Consider the following 22,021-nt stretch of genomic DNA (forward strand, 5'->3'; position numbering starts at 1 on the left):
CGCAAATGTCTTTGCTCTTGCTCTTGCCCTTGCTCTTGCTCTTGAGCAGGAAAGGCCCCACAGGCGTACCCGCCAGGGGAGCCTAAGAAGGGCCGCTCCCCCGTCGAACAAATCCCTACCCGTCCGCGGACGCCACTCTCTGCACAATGCCCTTGTTGCGGGTGTCCAGAGGGCGGCCAGCCCTTGGGGTCCCCCTTGGAAAGGGGGATTTAGGGGGATCGCACCCCGCAACAACAAAAACGAGCGCCATCCCACCCCCAAAGGGGCGAGACGACGCTCGCGATACCACCCTAATTCTGCGCTTCACGCACATCCTCAGGGGGAGTGTATTCAGCACAATCTCAGTTCCGCGCAGAAAATCTAAACGCGCGGGTCCGGGATAACGTCCGGCAGACGGCTCAACTTACGCACGAATTAACGCTTCAGCTCAGCTTCTAGGGGAAGATCTTCCGGCAAGGTGTGAACAATCGGCTCGCAGCAAACACCGACTCTCTGGAGAACGTAACCTTATCGTACTTGTCCCGTCATCGAATGATTATGGTACAGATATGTTTTAGTTATAGACGTTTCAAGACAAAATGTCAATATTCATAGCCGCGGTATAACAGTGGCCGGAAACAAGAGATATTCATCTCACAAGATATGCTCAGCCTTTCAGAAGGTTAAAGCACGTTCTCGCTGACCTCGCGGCTCTCCAGGGCGTTCCAATCATCCTGGGACAGCAGTTCAAGCTGTGCTTCGACGAGAGTCCGGAAACGGGTGCGGTAGATGGAGGCTTGCTTACGCAATTCTTCCGTCTCAATCGCTACTTTCCGGGATTTGGATAACGCTTCGTTGATAATCCGGTCAGCGTTCTTTTCCGCTTCCTTGATAATCAGCTGTGACTCCTTTTTGGAGTTGTTCTTGACATCATCTGCCGCCTCCTGCGCGACGATGATTGTCTTGGACAAGCTTTCTTCAATATTCACAAAATGATCAAGGCGCTCTTGAATAGACAATAGCTGATTGTGCAGCTCCTTGTTCTCACGAATGACACTTTCGTAATCCTTGATTACCTGATCCAGAAATTCGTTGACCTCGTCTTCATCATAACCGCGGATTCTCCGGGAGAATTCCTTGTTATGTATATCGAGCGGCGTTAATGGCATGCTGTGCACCTCCTAGAAATTTCGGACCTCTTATGCCCATAAAACATAATTTGTCCCGGCAGACAAAGAAGAAAGACTGTACTTTAAGAAGAAACGAACATGCCTGCCTGGATAAAGCGGCAAGTGTTTCTGCAAGAAAAATAAGGCTGGTTATCATTCCGAATGCCGTTTAAGGATCCGCCTCTTCTACAAGTATCGGCGCCCAGCTTTCAAAATGTTTGCTTCCCTAGAGATAATGAATTTCGACAAGCAAATCCGGATTCCTGCAAACGATTCAGACAAATTTGCCAACCTGAACCCGGTAACGGCCTTTTTTCGTCAAACTTCCGATCTCCAGAACCTTAAACCGGCCAAAACCTTGAATGGAGACCATATCGCCGTCTTTAAGTCCACAGGAGGGGTCTTCCTCTACCTTCCAGTTCACCCGGACCCTTCCTGCTTTGATCGGGGCAAGTATCTTGCTCCGGCTGAGCCGGGTCACATCCGCAGCGATCCCATCAAGCCGCAAGGAAGCCACGGTCAACTCCATCATCTCAAGTTTAACCTCACTGCTCCGCAAGCCGGACAAAGGCAGAATCTCTGTGCTGACATTAATCCGGTGCACTCCTGTTAAATTCACGTCCAGGAAATTAGCGATATCCGCTGCCACTACAACATGACAGCCATCCTCGAGCACATGTATATCGCCGATTTTGCCTCTTTTGATGCCCAGCCCAAGAATTGAACCCATATAGTCGCCATGCTCCAATGCTAAAAACTTCTGTTCCCCGGAGGTGATGGCAAGCACCTTGAGTTCCATATCTTCTTCTGAAAGGTCACGGTAATCGGGTGCCACTATTGCCCGCTTCCGCTCAGCATTTTCTGAGCCGCCCTCCCATCTTACAGCAACATCGGGATGACGGTTCACAAGACTCTGCAGAATATAGCCCTGACGGGGATCGAGAAACTCAGTCAGCTTGAGCTCATGATACTCTCCTGCATGAGTGACCCATTCCCAGGCCTTGTCCACAAATTGCCGTTCGTCAGGGTGAAAATGACCATAAATTTCATTCTTCATGTCATTAACGGAGCAGCAGGCCCACAATGGAGTGCAGACCGCCTTGAGCAAATTGAAGCACGATCAGCGCGATGATCGGGGAAATATCTATCGTTCCGAACAGTGGCGGAATAATCCGGCGGAATGGACTCAGATAAGGCTCCACGAGCTTGCCGAGCAGCTCTCCGATGAAATTGTCACGGACATTGGGAAGCCAGGACATGAGGATATAGAAAAAAATCATGTAGTAGTAGATCTTGAAAAGCAAGTTAATAATTAAATCGATTTGGGACAAAGCCCGTTCACCTCATTCTGTTGTAGTCTTGATCGTCACCCAGAATTTCCGATATGGAACCTTGAATTTCGACCGTATCCGGTGTGCACATAAATATATTGCCCCCAATTTTGGAGATTCCTCCACCCAGGGCATAAACAGTTCCGCTGAGAAAATCAATAATCCGCATCGCCTGGTCATTACGCACGCGCTGCAAATTAATTACGACCGTGCGGTGCGAACGGAGATGGTCGGCAATTTCCTGAGCCTCGTCATAAGAACGGGGCTCATAAAGCACTACCTTCACATTTTTTTGCGAATGGATACTGACGACGTTGGCCCGCTGGTTTTTGCGGTTTTCTACAGGGGCAGGCTCGTATTCATCCTCTTCACGGGAAATCTGCTCCCGCTCCACAATTTCCTCTTCCTCCTGCAAGCCCAAAAAGCTCATAAACCGGTTCATCACGCCCATCAAGCTCCCTCCTCATGACCTACTAATACCGTTCCCAGGCGCACCCAGGTGGCTCCTTCCTGTATCGCCACTTCAAAATCATTCGACATTCCCATCGACAGCTCTTGTATAGGCTCAGGTGTCAAAGCTAGCAGATTGAGCGCATCGCGCAGTTCGCGGAGTCCGCGAAAGACCGGGCGGGTAAGCTCGGGATCCCCTTCATAAGGCGCCATCGTCATAAGGCCGATTACTTTCACATTATGCAGAGGAGCGATTTCACGCAAAAATTCAGGCACCGCTTCAGCAGATAAACCAAATTTCGTATCTTCTCCCGAGATATTCACCTGAAGGAAGACGTTTACGTCTATACCGGCGGCTTCAGCCTTCTTGTGCAATTCCTGTGCCAGCGATAACCGGTCCAAAGAGTGTATATATTGAAATTTGCCGATAACGTCCTTTACCTTATTGGTCTGCAAATGACCGATGAAATGCCATGTGCCTTTGTTGCCCAGGGCGTTCCATTTATGTTCGGCGTTCTGCCAGCGGCTTTCGGCAATGTCCTCAAGACCCGCTTCCAGTACAGCGGATACCGTTTCCAGCGATACATATTTCGTCACTGCGATAACCTTGACGTCACTTGCATCCCTGCCGCTTGCCGCGCAAGCCCGTTCTACACGTTCCTTGACCTCGGCTATTCTTTCTTGCAGTGTCAAACCCAACTTTCAGCTCTCCTTTATTCCGATCCAGCTCGTCATTCTTCCTGTAACCCCGTTTTCCTTACGGTATGAGAAGAAGAGATCACTGTTACAGCTTGTACACCAAGTTGTACATTCGATATGAGTCGGCAATATTCCTGCTTTAATCATAATGCGTCGATTCATTTCTTTCAAGTTCAGCATGCTTTTGCTGTCATCTGCATCCGACCTCCTGTATAAGACCGGAGCGTTCTCAGCCAAATTCAGTGTGCTAAGTTCATCCTCCAACCGGTGGACATGATTCATTACATAATCATCGACCTCATAACAGCATTCACCGATAGAAGGTCCAATGGCTGTCAGGATCTCCTTTGGACGGCTGCCGTAGACCTCACCCATTGTTCTGACCATAGCCCCGGCAATTTCTGCTACAGTCCCTTTCCAGCCGGCATGCGCAAGACCGGCCACCTGCCGCAAAGGATCATAGAAATATAGCGGCACACAGTCCGCATAAAAGGAAGTCAGCAGCACCCCCGGCACATTGGTCAGCAGCCCATCAGTGGACTGAAAGGCGCTTGCTCTGTCCAGATTGCCGTATCCTTGGTTTTCTTTGGTAACAACCGCAATATTTTTCCCATGAGTTTGTTCCCCGCATGTCCATGAATCCAGTGTAAAACCGAGACTCTCGGCGAGCATCCTCCGGTTGCTGATCACATCTTCCACGTCATCGCCTACATGAAGAGCACAGTTGAAGCTTTCATACGGTGCCTTGCCCGCACCACCTTGTCTTCCTGTGAATCCGGCAGTAATTTGGGGATGTGCTGAACACCACCGCTCCAGATGAAGCTGCACAGGCGTTCTGTCGATTTGTACGAACGGTTCCATCTTCTCACCTCCGCCTAAGTGTACCACAAGACCTCCCACAAAGTGATGTTTAGACTTCGGAGCCCGGTTATGGGCACCATTTCTTACATAAGCTCTATACCCGTTTCCGTCAAAAAAAGACGCACCCGGTTAATATGTGCGCCTTTCACTGCGGTCCCCCCGTTCCAAATACATCGTTTCCCGCTCTTCCTGACCTTGGGGCATTCTGGACTCCTCTATCTTTACGAGCACAACATCAGCACCAATCTTAACGATATTCCTCCAGGGAATGATCAAATCAGCGCCACCTCCAAAGAGCCCCATAAACCGTGTATACCCGGGCACAATGATTGCATCAATAACTCCGCGGCGCAGATCGAGCTCCAGATCACTGATTTGCCCGAGCCGCTTGCCGTCGACAATGTTAATGACATCCTTGGTCTGAAAATCAGAGATTTTCATTTTTTTGCCTGTGCCTATTGAATCCTCGTTCACCTCACCACCCCTGTACTTTCAGACATATAGTCCAATATATGTTGTTCGGGCTTGGCAACATGCAATGCAATATATATTTTCCAATATAGTTCTACATACAAAGGGGTATCCATAAGGGTTTATAGCCCCTTGGATACCCCTGCTTCATCTATCGCTGTTACTCAGGTCTTCACATGCTTTTGCATTTGCTGGATGGCCGATTTCTCAAGTCTGGAAACCTGGGCTTGAGAGATCCCAATCTCATCGGCGACCTCCATCTGGGTCTTGCCCTCGAAGAAACGCATGGACAGTATCCGCTTCTCGCGTTGTCCCAGTTTGCGCATCGCTTCCCGCAATGCAATTTCCTCAATCCAAGAGACATCTTTATTCTTATCGTCACTAATCTGGTCCATCACATAAATCGGGTCCCCGCCGTCATGGTAGATTGGCTCAAACAAGGAGACCGGGTCTTGGATGGCGTCTAAAGCAAAAACCACATCTTCTTTCGGAACTCCCAACGCCTCGGAAATTTCAAAAATCGTCGGCTCCCGGGAATTCTGGTTCGTCAGACTGTCACGCACCTGCAGGGCCTTGTATGCAATATCCCTGAGCGAACGTGATACCCGAATCGGGTTATTATCGCGTAGATACCTGCGGATTTCACCGATAATCATCGGCACTGCATAGGTGGAGAACTTCACATTTTGCGATAAATCAAAATTATCGATGGCTTTCATCAACCCGATGCAGCCTACCTGGAACAGATCGTCAACGAACTCTCCCCGATTATTGAACCTTTGAATAACACTAAGAACAAGTCTAAGGTTACCATTTACCAATTTCTCTCTGGCGGATCGCTCGCCCTGCTGCTGCAGCGAAGTGAACAGCTCCCGCATTTCCACGTTTGTTAGAACGGGCAGCTTGCTGGTGTCCACACCGCAAATCTCGACTTTATTTCGGGTCATGATGATTTACCTCCCAAGGAGAAACATTACTGTACATTATCTCCCCGGTCCGGCATTTTATTCCTTGCTGATTTATGCTTACACCATCTTGTTAAACTCCTTGCGCAGCCGCTTGATAATTCTTTTTTCCAGACGCGAAATATAGGATTGGGAAATACCCAGCAGATCGGCCACATCCTTTTGCGTTTTTTCTTCTCCCCCGCGCAGTCCAAATCTTAGCTCCATAATCAGGCGCTCCCGCTCACTCAGCTTTTCCAGTGCCTTCTGCAGCAGCTTTCGGTCCACTTGCTCTTCGATGTTACGGTAAATGGTGTCGTTCTCGGTGCCAAGCACATCGGAGAGAAGCAGCTCGTTGCCGTCCCAGTCAATATTTAGCGGTTCATCAAAGGACACCTCACTCCGTGTCTTGCTGTTGCGCCGCAAATACATCAGTATCTCATTTTCGATGCAGCGTGAGGCATAGGTAGCCAGCTTGATTTTTTTCTCCGGATCAAACGTATTGACTGCCTTGATTAGTCCAATGGCCCCGATAGAAACAAGATCTTCAATGTTAATGCCGGTGTTCTCAAATTTCCGGGCAATGTACACAACGAGCCGCAGGTTGCGCTCAATCAGCATAGCCCGGACGGCCGCATCGCCGCTGGACAGCCGCTGCAGCAAATACTCCTCCTCTTCCCTCGTCAAGGGAGGAGGCAACGCCTCGCTTCCACCGATATAATAAATTTCCTGGCTTTTCAGCCCCAGCAGAAACAGCATGCGGTAATATTGCAGTTGCAGCGCTAACTTCCATTTGACCATTCTTGTTCCTCCTCCAAGAAGTACACAGTAACCCTGTGATATTTCTTATCCCATCCATTTCCCTGCTGCCCTGCCCAATCCCTTTGTCCGATATTAGGATTGAAATGCAAATGCTTCTGCGGTTATCAGCATGGCAGCGCCGCGTCAGCAGCCTGTTCTCTTTGGGCGAGGTCAGGGTGTATGACCGCCCGGTACGCGCCGTCTCCCGACAGTGTCCCGCCATCCAGCCCGATGAGCACCCTTTTGCTGTAAAAGGTCTCCTCACCCAGCTGTATCTTCACAAGATCCGGCTTCAGCGCAAGCATAAAGGATGAACCACGGTTGATGCCCCTATAAGGGACAAGCCGCATCCTATCCTGCCAGGCAAAAGACTGCCCGTCCGTTTCCAGCAGAAGGGTGTCTGCGCTCGTCTGTGTCAGCCTCCCTTTCCATGAAGCAGGCAGATGGTTTTCCCAGAGCGACGCCTCCATCACCATTACCGGAATCCGCGTCAACGGATCACTGAGCCGGTTCCCTGTATCCAGCAGCCCTGGACAGACCACAGTTACACCGTCAATTTCCACTGTTACCTCACCAATATACGATTCGAGCTGCTCCCTGCGGACCCGTGAAGAATGGAAGAGCTTAAAGAGGAGCAGTACCAGCGGTAAGACCGCAAGCACAAACCAGAAACCGATCTTCATCCGGTATGCTTGGCCTCCTGAAGAGGTAAACAGAATACCGTTCCAGATGTCGCCTGAGCTCTGCAACAAATAGTGAATACCTACAATGCCGCCGGCTGCTGCAAAATTAATAATATAAAAGGCCCCCAACACGCGGAGGTAGCTTTGCAGACTCCTGAATCCAAAGGCAATCCACAGCATGACTACCGACAATCCGAATTTAATGAGGAAGGTATAGAGAAAAGACAGCTCCGGTACGAACATCATCACTACATAAAGCGCGCCAACCAGCGCGGAAAGCGCCAGTCTCCACCAGGAGACCTTAAGTTTAACCAGCCAGCCTGTCAGCCATAGAAGAATGCCATCGATCAGCAGATTGGCAGCGAAAATCAAGTCAATATAAACTACCAATGCATTCACCTGCCTAAGGGCTGCTCTCTATCCTCAAGGCCAGGGATCAGGCTCTCTTTTTGGACGATAAGATTAGTATAGGAACTCTCGCATTCAAAGTCTGTCTAAACTTGGGGGGCGTTCTTAAGGTTTTTTTGTCGAGTTATAGCGTGACAGAGTTAACTTGAGGGGTTGGAGCGGCTCGAGGCTTATCATTACAGCATAAAAAAGCCAGCCTCTAAATCTAAAGGCTGACTTCAAAATCCCTATTCTTAAATTCGCTTCATAGACTCTAATTCTTCATCTGTAAGACCCGTTGCCGTTCGGATCGCATGATAGTCCAGTCCCATCGCAAGCAGATTTCTGGCCACTTCCAATCTTGCTTCTAATTTCCCCTCTAATTTCCCCTCTAATTTCCCTTCCAGCTTGCCTTCTAGCTTGCCTTCTAGCTTACCTTCCAGCTTACCTTCTAGCTTGCCTTCCAGCTTGCCTTCCAATCTCCCCGCCAGCTTGCCTTCCGCCTTACCTTCCTCTATACCCGCAGCTCTTCCTACCGCTCTTCCCTCAGCCAATCCTTTGGCAAAGCCCTCTGTAAGCGCCCCGTCTCTTTGCGAAGCCTCATCCAGCAAAAACTTCTGGCGGGCTTCATACTTCATGCGGGCCTCCTCATCCTGGCTCAGGAATTGCAGCGTATCCATTGCCTTTTTCAAGACAGGCTCATTCATGCTAAGCACCTCCCAATTCGAATCGTCTATTCCTTTCAGAAACAGCAGCCAATTGACCAAACCGCCTTCACCGGGAACAGGCGTATGCTCCAGCTTCGGCAGCTCCAAGAAATGAATTTCAATATCGTCTGCGAGCGGAGTTCCATTCCTATCTTCCCGCAGATGAAACACACTATGAGTATGCTCATTGGGCAAAACTTTATAATTTAATATATTGATGGTCACACATTTTTTGAGATCTTTATATTTACCTGTCTCCTGCAGCTGCCCCGAATATCGTTTGCTCCAGTAATAGAGCGTGCGTTTCTCAATATCATATTTATTAAACAGCTGCATTTCAATATTAATCAACTTGCCTTCCTCGGTCTTGGCCCATATGTCGAATATCGATTGCTTATCCAGCAGATCATCCTTATCCGTGTATGGATTCAGCAGCACCACTTCATTCAGCGGAGGTTCCCCCGCATCCGAAAAAATACCGTTAAGAAAAGCCAACAGCACATCCTTATTGCCCTCGCTTGCAAAAATACGTTTAAATACAAAATCAACCCGGGGATCAAGCAGTTTCATTGTATCCTCTCCCGTTACTAGTATTATAACAGCCGGTAAACCAAAAAGCACCGTATCCGCCCATAGCTGATCGCTAGGGAGATACGGTGCTTCCGTAAATCTATTTACACTATATTATTTTATTAGTCATTATTGCCGCGCGTACGGTTGCGCAGGAATGTTGGAATGTCCAGCTGGTCTGAGGCCGTCTGATTGCCAAACGGACGCAGATTGGCATTCTTATCAGGCGCAGCAGGTTCGCTGCTCGCCGATGGACGGCGGGCCGGAGCAATAGGTGAAGGTTTGTGTTCAAAGCCGGTAGCGATTACCGTAACTTTGATTTCATCCTTCATGCTTTCCTCAATGATGGCACCAAAGATCATATTCACTTCAGGATCCGAAGCAGAGGTAACGATCTCGGCTGCTTCATTCACCTCATACAGGGAAAGGTTGGAACCCCCTGTAATGTTCATGATCACGCCGCGAGCACCTTCAATGGAGGTCTCCAGGAGCGGACTCATGATCGCTTTGCGGGCCGCCTCCGAAGCACGGTTCTCGCCAGTGGCGATACCGATACCCATAAGCGCTGAACCGCGCTCCGTCATAATTGTCTTCACATCGGCAAAGTCAAGGTTGATCAGGCCGGGAACCTGAATAAGGTCGGAGATCCCTTGCACCGCCTGGCGGAGTACATTATCCGCTTCACGGAATGCCTCCAGCATTGGGGTTTTCTTATCCACAATTTCCAGCAGTCGGTCATTGGGAATCACGATCAGTGTATCGACCTTTTCCTTGAGCGCCTCGATGCCAAGCTCTGCCTGAGTTGCACGTTTTCTGCCTTCAAAAGTAAACGGACGGGTCACGACGCCAACCGTCAATGCTCCGCACTCTCTGGCAATCTCAGCAATCACAGGCGCTGCGCCTGTACCGGTGCCGCCCCCCATACCAGCGGTAACAAATACCATGTCCGCGCCTTTAAGAGTATTTGAAATCAGATCACGGGACTCCTCGGCCGCTTTCTTGCCCACCTCAGGATTGGCACCCGCGCCAAGTCCCCGGGTCAGCTTGTCCCCAATTTGCAGTTTATGCTCCGATTTGGCCATATGCAGCGCTTGGGCATCTGTATTAACTGTGATGAATTCCACACCCTGAACGCCATTTTCAATCATCCGGTTGACAGCATTGCTACCGCCGCCGCCCACGCCGATGACCTTTATTTGCGCCAAGCTCTCCATTTCAAAATCAAATTCCAACATATTGTTCCATCTCCCCCTCAATGTGCTTGGATGGCCAGTCCAAGTATATCTGGACTTACACTTATATGAACTCGCTGAACATATTCTTTAGACGTTCCACCAAACCCGGCTTCGATACAGCTTCCTGATTTGGAGCTGCATTCTGCTTGTTCCGGTTGACCGTCTTTTTATTCCCGCTGCTGCTGTTTCCGCGTCCGCGGAATCTGCGGACAACGTTATGCAGGATGCCTACTCCTCCGGTAAATCCGGGATCGCGGACTCCGATATAATCCGGCACCGCAACGCGCACAGAGGCTGATAGTTCAGTCTGGGCTGCTTTTAATACCCCCGGCATAGATACAGTACCACCCGTTAGTATATAACCTCCGGGAAGCTCATTGTAACCAAGCCGCTTCACTTCCTGACGAATCAGATGGAAGATTTCCTGCACTCTCGGTTCAATGATCGCCGCAAGATCTTCCTGATTAAATTCTTTTTCCACATTGCTGCCGATCCGGAGCACCTTGAACACTACGTCAGAAGCGGCGTCGTCAATCCAGGCGCAGCCATACTTCAGCTTCACCTTCTCCGCCTGATCAGTAAGTGTACGGAGACCGTATGCGATATCATTGGTTACAAATTCTCCGCCGATCGGGATCGTGGAGGTGGCACAAAGGGAACCTTCTTCATATACGGCTATCGTCGTTGAGCCCGCACCGATGTCAACCAGCACGGAGCCCATTGATTTCTCATCTTTGGAAAGCGCCAATCCGCCGGCTCCAAGAGACATCAGTACAAGATCTTTGACTTTAAGTCCTGATTTCTCTACGCAGCGAAGCAGATTATGTATTGGCGTTTTGGCCCCGGTAATAATCGTCGCTTCCACTTCCAGACGAACTCCGATCATCCCGCGGGGATCCTGGATTCCTTCAAGGCCATCGACGATATATTGCTTGGCGACAACATCAATTACCTCGCGTTCAGGAGGCAGTGCAATAACTTCTGCTGCCTTGATTACACGATCGATATCATCTTCGCCGATTTCACGATCCTCATTCTGAACGGCCACGACACCATGACTGGATTGAAGCCCGATATGATTGCCGGAAATGCCGACATAGACCTCGGATATTTGTATACCGACCATTTGCTCCGCATGATCTACAGCACTCTTGATCGATTGCACAGTCTGGTCGATATCTACAATCGCACCTTTTCGTATTCCTTCCGAATCAGCAGATCCAACGCCAATAATATTAAAGGTTCCATTAGTAACTTCCCCAATAATTGCCCGAACTTTGGATGTACCGATGTCCAAACTAACAATGATGTCATTGTTGCTCAAGCCCTATGGCACCTCCTGTTATTATCAAAATGAAATGTAAAGCTGATTTAGTTTTTGGTTTCCATTGAAGAAAAACTTCTCTGTACATATTCAACATCTCTAATCCTTTCCCTCTTTTTTCTACAAATTTTTTGAGTGGGATAATATGACAAGCATCTCGCATGAAGACAGCAGCTGCTAGAAACCTGAAAACAGGCATTTTATTACATGAAATATAAGTGTAATAAAGAAATGTCATCCATATTTGATACTTCATTTCAAAAAATCCGAAGAAAAAAGAGGGACGTTGCCTATTGCCCGTAAAACCGATTGTAGCATTTTTTTCTTACTATTAGTAGGGCCTATTTACTCTTGCGTGTCCTCTTTCACATTCTCCTCTTTTACAGGTGCAAAAGGAACATAGGAATCCGCTTCAAGCATCTTGATCAGTCCGGGCTCCTCTGTCTCTATCACTTGATTTAAATACTCTACTTTATCCTTAAGCAAAGAAATTGCCGTAATGACTTCAAAATGCGAACGGGTATACAGCTTGATGCGGTCTGGAAAGGATAATGTTGGTGATGGCACAATCTCAGAAATGTCACTGGTCAGTTCATTCGGAATACTGGCGAGAGCCTGGCACAATTTGGCTTTATGGGGATCATCTTCCCCCCAGCTTGTCAAGATCGGCTTCTCCACCGCAATGCCCGTTTCATTCACGGAAACAGCAGCGCCGCTGGATAGAATAGCCTCCAGTATGCCATCTTGATCCAATTCATAGGCCACTGCAGGGTACTCCTTAATACTGATGGTGACTAGTCCGGGAAATTTTTTTTCCACACTGGCCTCCTGAACCGTCTTGAGCTCCTTAAGGCGATCAGCCACTGCATCATTAGAGACGGCAAAATACTGTCCTCCGAGGGCAAGTCCGCTTTTCTCAAGCAGCACCTCACGGGTGGAATATTTGTTTCCCTGAAATTGGATCTCTGTAATCCGGCTCATTGACGAGCGGAAGAAAATCACGGCCAACAGCGCAATAAACAGCAGCAGCAGAATGAAAGTAATCTTTCGGCTCATTTTTTTGGTAGGCTTGTCCTCTTTAAGAAGAGGTAAACGGGTTTTTGGCATCTCATATCTCCGTAATAAGGCCCTGTCTCCTTCCCACGCATGAAGCTGAAGGAGACAGGGAGCTTTAATTGGCCAAATCAAACGGACCCGGCACAGGTACTTTGCGGCTGATGCGTGCACCCAGCTTCTGAAAGAGCTGCTCAATGCCGTCATATCCGCGGTCAATATGATGCGCCTGCTCAACAACCGTGGTTCCATGAGCGGCGAGTCCGGCAATCACCAGGGCAGCTCCCGCCCGCAGGTCGGTTGCTTCCACCGTTGCTCCATACAGTCTCTGCACCCCGCGGATAAACGCACGGTTCAGATCAATGGAAATATCGGCGCCCATCCTGGCCATCTCCTCCACATGCTTGAAGCGTCCCTCGAATACCGTCTCTTTGATGACGCTGAATCCGTCGGCCAGCGACAGCAGCACCATTACCTGAGATTGGAGATCTGTGGGAAAGGAAGGGTAGGGAGAAGTAACGATTCGTTCCACCGCACGGGGGCGTCCCATGCAACTGATATTAATTATATCATTGCATACGGTGATTTGAACACCAGCCCTCCTAAGCACATGGATCAGGGAGGTTAGATGCCCGGCATTGGTATGGGTCAATGTAACGTTGCCCCGCGTGGCGGCAGCGGCAATCATGACCGTTCCGGCGACAATCCTGTCGGGAATAACCTCGTACGTACAGGGATATAGCTTCTTTACACCTTGAATCGTAATGGTATCGGTACCGGCACCTATAATCTGGGCACCCATCTGATTCAGGAAATTCTGCAGATCCTGAATCTCCGGCTCTCTGGCCGCACCCGATATCGTTGTCGTTCCTACTGCCATGGAAGCAGCCATCATAATGTTCTCCGTGGCTCCGACACTAGGATAATCAAGATGTATATCGCTTCCCTTAAGTCTTGCGGCCCGGCAGGAAATCCGTCCATTACTCTCTTCAATTTCCGCCCCCAGCTGCTTCAGTCCCTGCAGATGAAGATCAATCTTGCGCTCCCCGATCGCACAGCCTCCCGGCTGATAAATCGTCACCTCTCCAAATCTGGATAATAACGGTCCCATCAGAAAAATAGACGATCTCATCTGCCGCATTAAATCCTCAGGAACATGGGAAGTGCCCAGCATTGACGTGTCAATGGTCACCGTCTCGTCTTCATGCACGCCCCTGCAGCCCAGCCGTTCCAAAATATTCAGCATTGTTTCGATGTCCAGCAGCTTCGGCACATTATGCAGTGAGTGAACTCCTTCGGCCAGCAGGCTTGCCGCCAGGATCGGCAGCGCCGCATTTTTTGCTCCATGGATACGTATGGTGCCTGACAGGGGGTTTCCACCCTCAATCACCAATTTGTCCAATGTATCACCTCCGAGATTACCGCTCACCCACCACAAGCACTTCCCGTACAAGGAGCAATGAAATGTGCGGGATGGCCCTCCCGCTTTGTCATCTCATAAACCGGAAGTGCCCTGGGTGATTGTCACGATTATAGGATTATCCTATGTTCATAACCCCGGGTGTGTGACAGTGGAGGATAACAAGAAGAGTAACGCACTAAGGACTGGTCCGGCACGGAGAATTGCTTGCTGTTCACCAAGAAACTCACAACCTCTTAACTAGAGAAAAAGTGCGCATTTCCCGGCCTAATTGACTGTTCATGTAAGCGGGAAACAACATCGACTTCAGTTATACATCACCCAATAGCCTGCAGAAGACCTAGGCTTTACGGTTGGCCACGAGCCTGCGCAGCTCAGCCACGACCAGCGAGGCGGAATCTCTTTTGCCGAGACGTCTTGAGGCTTCCGACATGCTTCTCTGCACATCTTCTGCGCCAATAATATTCTGTACAGCCGCCAGCAGGGTCTGGCCGTTCAGATCCTTCTCCAGCAGTACAACCGCCGCGCCTTCACGTTCCAATTGTCTAGCATTTGCTTCCTGATGATTATTCGTCACGTTGGGTGACGGGATAAGGACGGAGGGAATACCCAGTGCCGTAATTTCTGCAAGAAAAGATGCGCCTGCCCGGTTCACAATCAGAGAAAGACAAGCCAGAACCTCGGGCATATTGTGAATATAGGGAAGGATATGCAGCCAGCTTGGCTCGCTTCCCAGCTTTTGACGCAGGGCTTTCCGGGTTTCTTCGAAATAGGACTCGCCGGTAACATACACATAATGAACACCATTACCCTTACCCACATAAGGGGCCATCTCAATCATCGCCTGATTGATGGCCTTAGCCCCCCCGCTGCCTCCGACAACCAGCACCACTGTGCTGCCTTCAGGAATGCCCAGTGATGCGAACCCTCTCTGAGCGCTGGCAGTCGTTACGGTAGTTGCCCGGGGATTGCCTGTATAAATGACGTTTTTGCCTCCCGGAAAAGCCGATTCAGTCCCTTCAAAGCTTACGGCAACTGTGTCAGCATACCGGCTAAGGAAGCGGTTCGTAAGCCCGGGAATGGCATTCTGCTCATGAATCAAGGTCGGAATTCCAAGACGGGAGGCCGCATAAACGACCGGGCCGCAGACATAGCCCCCAGTACCGATCACGACATCCGGTTTAAATTCCCTGAGCATTTCTTTGGAGGCTTTAACCCCCTTGAGGAAACGCATGACTGTCTTTACATTGTCCATGGAAAGCTTCCGGCGGAAGCCCGTAATATCAATCGCCTTGAATGGAATTTTCTCCTGGGGAACGATTTTGCTCTCCAGACCACGCTTGCCGCCGATATACAAAAAGGCAGAGCCCTTGTCTTCCTCTTCCAGCTGTCTGGCGACGGCGACGGCGGGATAAATATGTCCCCCCGTACCCCCGCCACTTAATACGATACGCATGTCTCTCACCTCGCATAACGGGATAAATTCAGTAAAATACCGAGTGCTGTAAGCATCAGGGTCAGCGACGAGCCTCCATAGCTGATCAGCGGGAGCGTAATGCCCGTTACCGGCATCATGCCGATGACAACACCGATGTTGATGATGACCTGGACAGCCACCATACAGACGATGCCTACGGCCAGATAACTGCCGAAACGGTCAGGCAGGCTCATCGCCACCTTCATCCCGCGCCAGATCAGAATCAGAAACAGCAGCAATACCGCCAGCCCCCCGATAAATCCGAGCTCTTCGGCCAATATAGAAAAAATAAAATCAGTCTGCGGCTCCGGCACGTAACTGTACTTTTGCCGGCTCATGCCCAGTCCAAGACCGCCAAGGCCGCCTGGTCCAATCGCATACAGTGACTGGATAATCTGGTAACCGGCGCCGAGCGGATCCGACCAGGGATCCAGGAATGCTGTAATGCGCTGCAAGCGGTATGGTGCGGCAGCAACCAATCCGGCGAACCCGGCGATGCCGGCCACTCCGAGTGACAGCAGATGCTTCATCCGGGCTCCTGCTGTGAACACCATCATCAGAGCCGCACCGAACATTACTGTACCAGTGCCCAGATCCGGCTGCAGCATAATCAGCCCAAAGGCAGAACCAATCAATGCCAGGGGAGGAAGCAGCCCGCGAGTGAAGACGGAGATATCATAATCATCCTGTCCCAGCCATTTTGCCAGAAAAAGAATCATCCCCATCTTCATAAACTCGGAGGGTTGAATTCCGAAGGAGCTGATGCCCAGCCAGCTCCGCGCACCGCCGCGCACAACCCCGATTCCGGGAATGAGCACCATCACCAGCAGAACGAAGCAGATGATCAGAGCAGGCTTCGCAAATTTTTTGAGCACCAGATAGTCCGTGTTGGCAGTAACAAACATTGCCCCGAGACCCAGTCCGGCAAACAGCAGCTGCCTTTTAACAAAATAAAACGAATCGCCATAATTGCGGAAGCCCAAAACGGACCCGGCGCTGTACACCATCACCATGCCGATTGCCAGTAGAGCCAGAATCGGAATCAGCAGCCAGATATCGGGCGCATGACGGGATTTCTTCATCAGGAGCACACCTCTTGCATCCGTAGTAGGGGCTTATCCACCCCCCTACTTAAAGGTTATGCACCGCCTCTTTAAAAATACGCCCGCGCTCCTCATAGGAAGTAAACATATCCCAACTTGCACAGGCAGGAGACAGGAGAACAACATCTCCTTCTTCCGCAAGAGCGGAAGCCTCCCGGACAGCCTGCTGCAGCACGGCGGCGGCGCTCTCCCCATTATCGACGGAGATGATGTGCTTTACTCCTGCCATTTGCGCCACACTGGCCAGCTTGTCCTTTGTTTGCCCCAGGACCACCAGCCCCTTCACATTGCCGCTGAGGACAGGCAGAAGCTCCATATAATCGGACCCGCGGTCGAGTCCCCCGGCGATCAATACAATCGGCTCGCGGAACGAAGCCAATGCCATGGAGGTGGCTTTGGAGTTTGTTGCTTTGGAATTGTTGTAGTAAGCGGCGCCAGCCTTATCCGCCACATATTCCAGACGGTGCTCCACCCCGCGGAAAGAAGCCAGCACAGCCCCAAGATCCTCCGGAGCTGCTCCGGCAGCGATGGCGATTCCGCAGGCAGCCAAGGCATTCTCAACATTGAACCGCCCCGGCAGGCCAATGGAATCCACCGTGGCAATCTCCGTCTCGCTCTCCGAATAATCACGATAAATGATTACCCGATTGTGGTCATCTTCGGTATCCGGCACAAAAGAGGGACGGACAAAGATGCCCTGAACCAGCTCCTCCGTCATGGAGAAGGGCAATATGCTGCCTTTGATGTAAGGAACCAGGCCCCGGCAAACCGGATCATCCCAGTTCAGCACAGCCGTGTCAGAAGGCTCCTGGTTAGCAAACAGCTTCGCTTTGGATGCCACATAATCGTCCATATCGCCATGATAATCCAGATGGGTTTCGGCTACGTTCAGCAGAGCACCCACCTTGGGACGGAAGGTCTCCGTCCCTTTAAGCTGGAAGCTGCTTAGTTCGACAACCATCCAGTTGTCCTCATCCGCCTCCAGAGCGGCCTGAGAGAGCGGCGTACCGATGTTGCCGGCAACAATCGGCTTCATCCCTGCGGCCTCCAGCATGCGGCCTACCCAGGTCGTAGTCGTTGTCTTGCCGTTGGAGCCGGTAATACCAATCATGGGGGCGGCACAGAGCCGGTAAGCCACCTCCACCTCGGTCACAACCTCGATGCCTAGCTGCAGCGCCTGCTGCACTGGAGGAACAGTGTAGGGAATGCCCGGATTTTTGACCACCAGGCTGACACCTGAATGAATCAGTCCTTCCGGATGCCCGCCGCATATAACAGAAATTCCCAAAGATTCCAGTTCGGAAGCTTCGGGACTTTGATCTCTTTCCTTTTTATCGTTGACCGTAACTACCGCACCGCGCTCATGCAGCACTTTGGCCACCTGGACGCCGCTTTTAGCCAGCCCCAGGACGACCACCTCTTCCCCACGGTACATATCCGGATGTTTCATTGTTTACAACCCCTTGCTGATATATAGTCCTACTGCCGCCAGCACAAGGCTAACCGCCCAGAAGGAGACAACAACCCGCCATTCCGACCAGCCGCCGAGCTCAAAGTGATGATGGATCGGGCTCATTCTGAAAATGCGCTTGCCGCGCGTTTTAAAGGAGGCTACCTGCAAAATAACAGACAACATCTCAACCACAAAAACTCCGCCAATCACAACAAACAGCAGCTCGGTTTTGGTCACAATCGCAATAGCCCCGATCGCACCGCCAATTCCGAAGGAACCGAAGTCTCCCATAAATACTTTTGCCGGATGGGCGTTAAATACCAGAAAACCTAACACCGCCCCGATCATCGCTGCTGCGCAGACACCGGCAGCAATCGAGGTAGCCTGCATGGCCACTACGGCAAAGGCGGCAAGCGCAATCGCGCTGACACCCGACAGCAAGCCGTCTACTCCGTCAGTAAAGTTTACTGCATTCGTGACCGCCATCATCATGAGGATAATAAATGGATAGTAGAACCATGCGCCCCAATCGAAGCTGATGGAGGTTCCCGGTATGCTGATGCCTGTATTATGGCCGGCGTTAATCAGCAGAACGCATAACACTACCCCGATCAGCAGTTGACCTGCCAGCTTTTGGCGGGCTGTAAGTCCCAGCGAACGCTTGAAAGCAATTTTAATATAATCATCAAGGAAACCAATCAGCCCGTAGCCGAGCGTTGCTACCAAAAGGACATAAAAGTCCGAATTCACCACGGAAAATTTCAGAAAAGATAAAGTGAAGGCCACCATAATTATGATGCCGCCCATGGTAGGCGTTCCAGCCTTTTTCAAATGAGTTTGCGGTCCGTCATCACGAACCTGCTGTCCGAATTTCATCCGTCTCAGCAGCGGAATGATCAGCGGAGCGGCAATGACCGCAAGGATAAAGGACACAGCAATCGTCAGCAGCAGCAGTTGATAATCCATGGGTACACCCCCTCCAATATGTTAAGTTTGCTCAAAATGTTTGTTTAGGCTGTGCAGTACTTCTTCCAAGCGCATCCCTCTGGAAGCCTTGAACAGCACAACATCGTCGGGACTGCATTTCCCGATCAAGACTGAAGTCAGCTCCGCTTTGTCCGTAAAAGAAAAAACGCGTTCTGCTCCGAATTTGTCCCTTGCCGTCTCAGCAATGTGGGCGGAGAGGGGTCCATAGGCAAAGACCAGATCTGTTTCCTCAGGATCGAGATAAGTCCCGATCTCCTGGTGGAACGGCACTTCATCCGGCCCAAGTTCCAGCATGTCCCCCAGCACGGCGATTCGGCTGCCAGTGCATTTCATAGACTGCAGCACATCAATCGCTGCTTTCATCGAGGTAGGACTAGCGTTATAAGCATCATTCAGCAAGGTGAGTCCCGAAGAGGTCAGCATCACTTCAATCCGCATGCCGGTTAGCTTAAGCCTCTTCAGCCCATCCTCTATGTGGTCATCAGTTACGCCGAAATGACGTGCAACCGCAAGCGCGGCCAATGCGTTGACTACGTTATGCCTGCCCGGCAGCGGGAGCGTATAGGCGCGCTCCTTATGGAGGTAACTTGTAAAGGTCATACCTCCGCTATGCGTCATCATCCCGGTCGGATAATCATCGTTATCCGTAGAGATGCCGAAACGCAAGGTATGCATTCCCTCCGGCGCATGGAAGGAGGCTTCAGCCATAACCTCAGCTAGCAGCGGCTCATCCCCGTTATAGATCAGCAGACCTCCCGGCTTCAGCCCTTCGGCAATCTCCAGCTTGGCCCGGGCAATCTCCTTACGGGAGCCGAGCTGCAGCAAATGGGATTCACCTACATTCGTGATGACGGCCACATCAGGCGCAGCAAGCGAAGCGAGCAGGGCGATTTCACCCCTTGAGCTCATCCCCATCTCCAACACAGCGATCTCCACATCCTCGCGCATAGAAAGGACCGTAAGCGGCAGTCCGATATGGTTATTGAAATTGCCTTGAGTTTTATGGACCTTAAATTGTCCTTCAAGCAAGGCTGTAATCATATCCTTGGTAGTCGTTTTGCCGTTGCTGCCTGTAACCGCAACAACCTGCGGAGCAATTTCGCTCAAATAAGCAGCAGCCAGCTTCTGCAGTGCAGACAGCGTGTCTTCTACCAGAATAACCCCGCCGCCTTCAGGCGCAGTCCCCTTATCCTTCTGCCATAGCGTTGCGGCCGCTCCCGCAGCCAAAGCTGCAGCACCATAATGATGTCCGTCAAAGTTGTCTCCGGCAAGCGGAACGAACAGACAGTCAGATGTAATTTTGCGGGAATCGGTAACCACTCCGGCAATCTTTACATTCATATCTTCAGCGGAAAACACTTTTCCCCCGCACATGTCAGCGATATTTCGCAGCGTACTTGTAATCAATAGCTTCGGCCCCTTATCACTTCTTTGGCGACAATGCGGTCATCGAAATCATGAACCACTCCGCCGATCAACTGGTAGGTCTCATGACCTTTCCCCGCAATCAATACTACATCGCCGGGGCTTGCCATTTCAATAGCTTTTCTGATCGCTTCCCGCCGGTCGGGAACCATTTCATAACGTTCCTGTGCTACCCCATCCTCTTTCAGTCCTGCTTCAATATCCCGCAGGATCAGCAGCGGATCTTCGGTCCGGGGGTTGTCGGAGGTCACAAATACACTGTCGCTGTATTTGGCTGCGATCTTCCCCATCAACGGCCGTTTGGTGGTATCTCTGTCGCCGCCGCAGCCAAAGACGGTAAGCACTTTGCCGGTGGCGAATTCGCTGACTGCCTTCAACACATTTTCAAGGCCATCCGGTGTATGGGCATAGTCAACGATAACCGCAAAGTCCTGCCCCTCATCCACCGATTCCACCCGTCCATCCACACCTGGCACAGACTCTAAGCTGGCTTTGATCTCTTGAAGCGGCACATCTTCGAGAAGTGCAGCAGTGATAGCAGCAAGTGCATTATATACGTTAAACTTGCCGACCATGCGCAGAGAAATGTCTGCCTCTCCCTTAAACGTATCCACATGGAAAAATGTTCCTTTGGATGTGATTGAAATTTGTGAGGCCCGGACATTTGCCTTGCTGTCAATGCCGTATGTAATCACTTCCGCTGCTGTCTGGGCAGAAAAATAGGCGCTCGCCTCATCGTCCGCGTTAAGTACGGCATATTTGCGCTCTTCTTTCCAGGGAGAAATAGCGTTGCCGAGACGGGAGAAGAACAGGCCTTTAACGGCGCGATACTCTTCCATTGTATGATGATAATCGAGATGATCCTGGGTTAAATTCGTAAATATCGCCGTACGGTAATCCGTCCCCTTCACGCGTCCTTGCTGCAGCGCATGGGAGGAGACCTCCATTACGCAGCAATGTACACCTTTAAGCACCATATCTTGAAGCGTACGCTGCAGTTCAAGCGACTCCTGCGTGGTGCCTGACATCGGATAACTTTGTCCGTCGTATCGCATTTGAATGGTTCCGATCAGTCCCGTTTTTACACCATGGTCCTGCATGATCCGTTCAATCAGATAAGTGGTGGTAGTTTTACCGTTGGTGCCAGTGATCCCTATCATTCTCATGCGGCTGCTAGGAGATCCGAAGAAGACATTTGCCAGCACGGACATAGCAAACCTGCTGTCGTCCACTACGAGCTGGGGCAGATCAATATCCAGCCTCCGCTCGCAGACGATGGCAGCGGCTCCACTCGCGGCAGCCTGGGGGGCAAATTTATGCCCATCCACAGTATGTCCCGGCAAACAAATAAATAAATCACCCGGTTTCACCTGGCGGGAATCCGTCTGAAGATCGGAAATCTCTGTTTCACCATCGCCGTATAGGCGCGAAGCTGCAAGACAAGAAGATAATTCATTAATGTTCATAGCAATCCCTCACTCTGCTTTGTCGT

Annotated in this window: 22 protein-coding genes; all 22 read right to left on the reverse strand. The window is 50.7% G+C overall.

Going from position 1 to position 22,021, the window contains the following annotated elements; genetic code table 11:
* Positions 1-662: 662 nt before the first annotated feature.
* Positions 663-1,148: a DivIVA domain-containing protein gene (locus tag AC3WT9_RS14295; RefSeq protein WP_038595344.1), complete on the reverse strand. Its 486-nt coding sequence runs from the start codon at positions 1,146-1,148 to the stop codon at positions 663-665.
* 274 nt (positions 1,149-1,422) lie between these two features.
* On the reverse strand, positions 1,423-2,205 hold the full coding sequence (locus AC3WT9_RS14300; protein WP_341095416.1) for a YlmH family RNA-binding protein: 783 nt from the start codon (positions 2,203-2,205) through the stop codon (positions 1,423-1,425).
* A gap of 4 nt (positions 2,206-2,209) precedes the next feature.
* Positions 2,210-2,479 carry a YggT family protein gene (locus AC3WT9_RS14305; RefSeq protein ID WP_341095418.1) on the reverse strand — a complete coding sequence of 90 codons (270 nt, stop codon included), beginning with the start codon at positions 2,477-2,479 and terminating at the stop codon, positions 2,210-2,212.
* Positions 2,480-2,486: 7 nt separating this feature from the next.
* Positions 2,487-2,930: a cell division protein SepF gene (locus tag AC3WT9_RS14310; protein ID WP_341095420.1), complete on the reverse strand. Its 444-nt coding sequence runs from the start codon at positions 2,928-2,930 to the stop codon at positions 2,487-2,489.
* A complete protein-coding gene (locus AC3WT9_RS14315) occupies positions 2,930-3,622 on the reverse strand; it encodes a YggS family pyridoxal phosphate-dependent enzyme (RefSeq protein WP_341097756.1) in 693 nt (230 codons plus the stop codon). Before AC3WT9_RS14315 ends, AC3WT9_RS14310 begins: the two co-directional genes overlap by 1 nt.
* Before the next feature lie 9 nt (positions 3,623-3,631).
* Entirely contained in the window at positions 3,632-4,489 is an 858-nt protein-coding gene (pgeF, locus tag AC3WT9_RS14320; protein WP_341379518.1) for a peptidoglycan editing factor PgeF, read from the reverse strand.
* Positions 4,490-4,618: 129 nt separating this feature from the next.
* A complete protein-coding gene (locus AC3WT9_RS14325) occupies positions 4,619-4,930 on the reverse strand; it encodes a YlmC/YmxH family sporulation protein (RefSeq protein ID WP_038600462.1) in 312 nt (103 codons plus the stop codon).
* Positions 4,931-5,124: 194 nt separating this feature from the next.
* Positions 5,125-5,907, reverse strand: coding sequence for an RNA polymerase sporulation sigma factor SigG (gene sigG / locus AC3WT9_RS14330; protein ID WP_038595349.1), 783 nt, complete (start codon positions 5,905-5,907; stop codon positions 5,125-5,127).
* Between the two features lie 78 nt (positions 5,908-5,985).
* Positions 5,986-6,705, reverse strand: coding sequence for an RNA polymerase sporulation sigma factor SigE (gene sigE, locus AC3WT9_RS14335; RefSeq protein ID WP_038595351.1), 720 nt, complete (start codon positions 6,703-6,705; stop codon positions 5,986-5,988).
* 125 nt (positions 6,706-6,830) lie between these two features.
* Complete coding sequence (gene spoIIGA, locus AC3WT9_RS14340) at positions 6,831-7,778, reverse strand: sigma-E processing peptidase SpoIIGA (RefSeq protein WP_341379519.1); 948 nt, start codon at positions 7,776-7,778, stop codon at positions 6,831-6,833.
* A 251-nt stretch (positions 7,779-8,029) separates the two neighbouring features.
* Positions 8,030-9,052, reverse strand: coding sequence for an Rpn family recombination-promoting nuclease/putative transposase (locus AC3WT9_RS14345; RefSeq protein WP_341379520.1), 1,023 nt, complete (start codon positions 9,050-9,052; stop codon positions 8,030-8,032).
* A gap of 122 nt (positions 9,053-9,174) precedes the next feature.
* Entirely contained in the window at positions 9,175-10,287 is a 1,113-nt protein-coding gene (gene ftsZ / locus AC3WT9_RS14350) for a cell division protein FtsZ (protein WP_341095427.1), read from the reverse strand.
* Positions 10,288-10,348: 61 nt separating this feature from the next.
* Positions 10,349-11,611 carry a cell division protein FtsA gene (gene ftsA, locus AC3WT9_RS14355; RefSeq protein WP_341095429.1) on the reverse strand — a complete coding sequence of 421 codons (1,263 nt, stop codon included), beginning with the start codon at positions 11,609-11,611 and terminating at the stop codon, positions 10,349-10,351.
* The gene (locus AC3WT9_RS14360) at positions 11,598-11,867 is read right to left on the reverse strand and encodes a hypothetical protein (RefSeq protein ID WP_341095430.1); all 270 of its coding nucleotides are present in this window, start codon (positions 11,865-11,867) and stop codon (positions 11,598-11,600) included. The genes ftsA and AC3WT9_RS14360 overlap by 14 nt, the downstream gene beginning before the upstream one ends.
* A gap of 89 nt (positions 11,868-11,956) precedes the next feature.
* Positions 11,957-12,718 carry a cell division protein FtsQ/DivIB gene (locus tag AC3WT9_RS14365; RefSeq protein ID WP_341095431.1) on the reverse strand — a complete coding sequence of 254 codons (762 nt, stop codon included), beginning with the start codon at positions 12,716-12,718 and terminating at the stop codon, positions 11,957-11,959.
* Positions 12,719-12,782: 64 nt separating this feature from the next.
* On the reverse strand, positions 12,783-14,066 hold the full coding sequence (gene murA, locus AC3WT9_RS14370; RefSeq protein ID WP_341095433.1) for a UDP-N-acetylglucosamine 1-carboxyvinyltransferase: 1,284 nt from the start codon (positions 14,064-14,066) through the stop codon (positions 12,783-12,785).
* 358 nt (positions 14,067-14,424) lie between these two features.
* Positions 14,425-15,540, reverse strand: coding sequence for an undecaprenyldiphospho-muramoylpentapeptide beta-N-acetylglucosaminyltransferase (murG, locus tag AC3WT9_RS14375; RefSeq protein WP_341379522.1), 1,116 nt, complete (start codon positions 15,538-15,540; stop codon positions 14,425-14,427).
* A 5-nt stretch (positions 15,541-15,545) separates the two neighbouring features.
* Positions 15,546-16,643, reverse strand: coding sequence for a stage V sporulation protein E (gene spoVE, locus AC3WT9_RS14380; protein WP_038595363.1), 1,098 nt, complete (start codon positions 16,641-16,643; stop codon positions 15,546-15,548).
* 49 nt (positions 16,644-16,692) lie between these two features.
* The gene (murD, locus tag AC3WT9_RS14385; protein WP_341095439.1) at positions 16,693-18,114 is read right to left on the reverse strand and encodes a UDP-N-acetylmuramoyl-L-alanine--D-glutamate ligase; all 1,422 of its coding nucleotides are present in this window, start codon (positions 18,112-18,114) and stop codon (positions 16,693-16,695) included.
* Positions 18,115-18,117: 3 nt separating this feature from the next.
* Positions 18,118-19,083 (reverse strand): phospho-N-acetylmuramoyl-pentapeptide-transferase, encoded by a 966-nt coding sequence (gene mraY, locus AC3WT9_RS14390; protein ID WP_038595366.1) that lies wholly within the window; start codon positions 19,081-19,083, stop codon positions 18,118-18,120.
* Between the two features lie 21 nt (positions 19,084-19,104).
* Entirely contained in the window at positions 19,105-20,511 is a 1,407-nt protein-coding gene (locus tag AC3WT9_RS14395) for a UDP-N-acetylmuramoyl-tripeptide--D-alanyl-D-alanine ligase (protein WP_341379523.1), read from the reverse strand.
* On the reverse strand, positions 20,508-21,995 hold the full coding sequence (locus AC3WT9_RS14400; protein ID WP_038595369.1) for a UDP-N-acetylmuramoyl-L-alanyl-D-glutamate--2,6-diaminopimelate ligase: 1,488 nt from the start codon (positions 21,993-21,995) through the stop codon (positions 20,508-20,510). Before AC3WT9_RS14400 ends, AC3WT9_RS14395 begins: the two co-directional genes overlap by 4 nt.
* Positions 21,996-22,021: the final 26 nt, after the last annotated feature.

The organism is Paenibacillus sp. EB106-06-01-XG199, from assembly GCF_058791575.1.

What these genes read in the sequence shown, in the direction of transcription:
- AC3WT9_RS14365 (WP_341095431.1), bottom strand. Translation starts at nt 12,718, where the DNA reads ATGCCAAAAACCCGTTTACCTCTTCTTAAAGAGGACAAGCCTACCAAA.
- AC3WT9_RS14295 (WP_038595344.1), bottom strand. Translation starts at nt 1,148, where the DNA reads ATGCCATTAACGCCGCTCGATATACATAACAAGGAATTCTCCCGGAGA.
- AC3WT9_RS14325 (WP_038600462.1), bottom strand. Translation starts at nt 4,930, where the DNA reads ATGAAAATCTCTGATTTTCAGACCAAGGATGTCATTAACATTGTCGAC.
- pgeF (WP_341379518.1), bottom strand. Translation starts at nt 4,489, where the DNA reads ATGGAACCGTTCGTACAAATCGACAGAACGCCTGTGCAGCTTCATCTG.
- sigE (WP_038595351.1), bottom strand. Translation starts at nt 6,705, where the DNA reads ATGGTCAAATGGAAGTTAGCGCTGCAACTGCAATATTACCGCATGCTG.
- spoVE (WP_038595363.1), bottom strand. Translation starts at nt 16,643, where the DNA reads ATGAAGAAATCCCGTCATGCGCCCGATATCTGGCTGCTGATTCCGATT.
- AC3WT9_RS14360 (WP_341095430.1), bottom strand. Translation starts at nt 11,867, where the DNA reads ATGAAGTATCAAATATGGATGACATTTCTTTATTACACTTATATTTCA.
- murD (WP_341095439.1), bottom strand. Translation starts at nt 18,114, where the DNA reads ATGAAACATCCGGATATGTACCGTGGGGAAGAGGTGGTCGTCCTGGGG.
- ftsZ (WP_341095427.1), bottom strand. Translation starts at nt 10,287, where the DNA reads ATGTTGGAATTTGATTTTGAAATGGAGAGCTTGGCGCAAATAAAGGTC.
- murG (WP_341379522.1), bottom strand. Translation starts at nt 15,540, where the DNA reads ATGCGTATCGTATTAAGTGGCGGGGGTACGGGGGGACATATTTATCCC.
- mraY (WP_038595366.1), bottom strand. Translation starts at nt 19,083, where the DNA reads ATGGATTATCAACTGCTGCTGCTGACGATTGCTGTGTCCTTTATCCTT.
- AC3WT9_RS14400 (WP_038595369.1), bottom strand. Translation starts at nt 21,995, where the DNA reads ATGAACATTAATGAATTATCTTCTTGTCTTGCAGCTTCGCGCCTATAC.
- AC3WT9_RS14300 (WP_341095416.1), bottom strand. Translation starts at nt 2,205, where the DNA reads ATGAAGAATGAAATTTATGGTCATTTTCACCCTGACGAACGGCAATTT.
- AC3WT9_RS14345 (WP_341379520.1), bottom strand. Translation starts at nt 9,052, where the DNA reads ATGAAACTGCTTGATCCCCGGGTTGATTTTGTATTTAAACGTATTTTT.
- sigG (WP_038595349.1), bottom strand. Translation starts at nt 5,907, where the DNA reads ATGACCCGAAATAAAGTCGAGATTTGCGGTGTGGACACCAGCAAGCTG.
- AC3WT9_RS14310 (WP_341095420.1), bottom strand. Translation starts at nt 2,930, where the DNA reads ATGGGCGTGATGAACCGGTTTATGAGCTTTTTGGGCTTGCAGGAGGAA.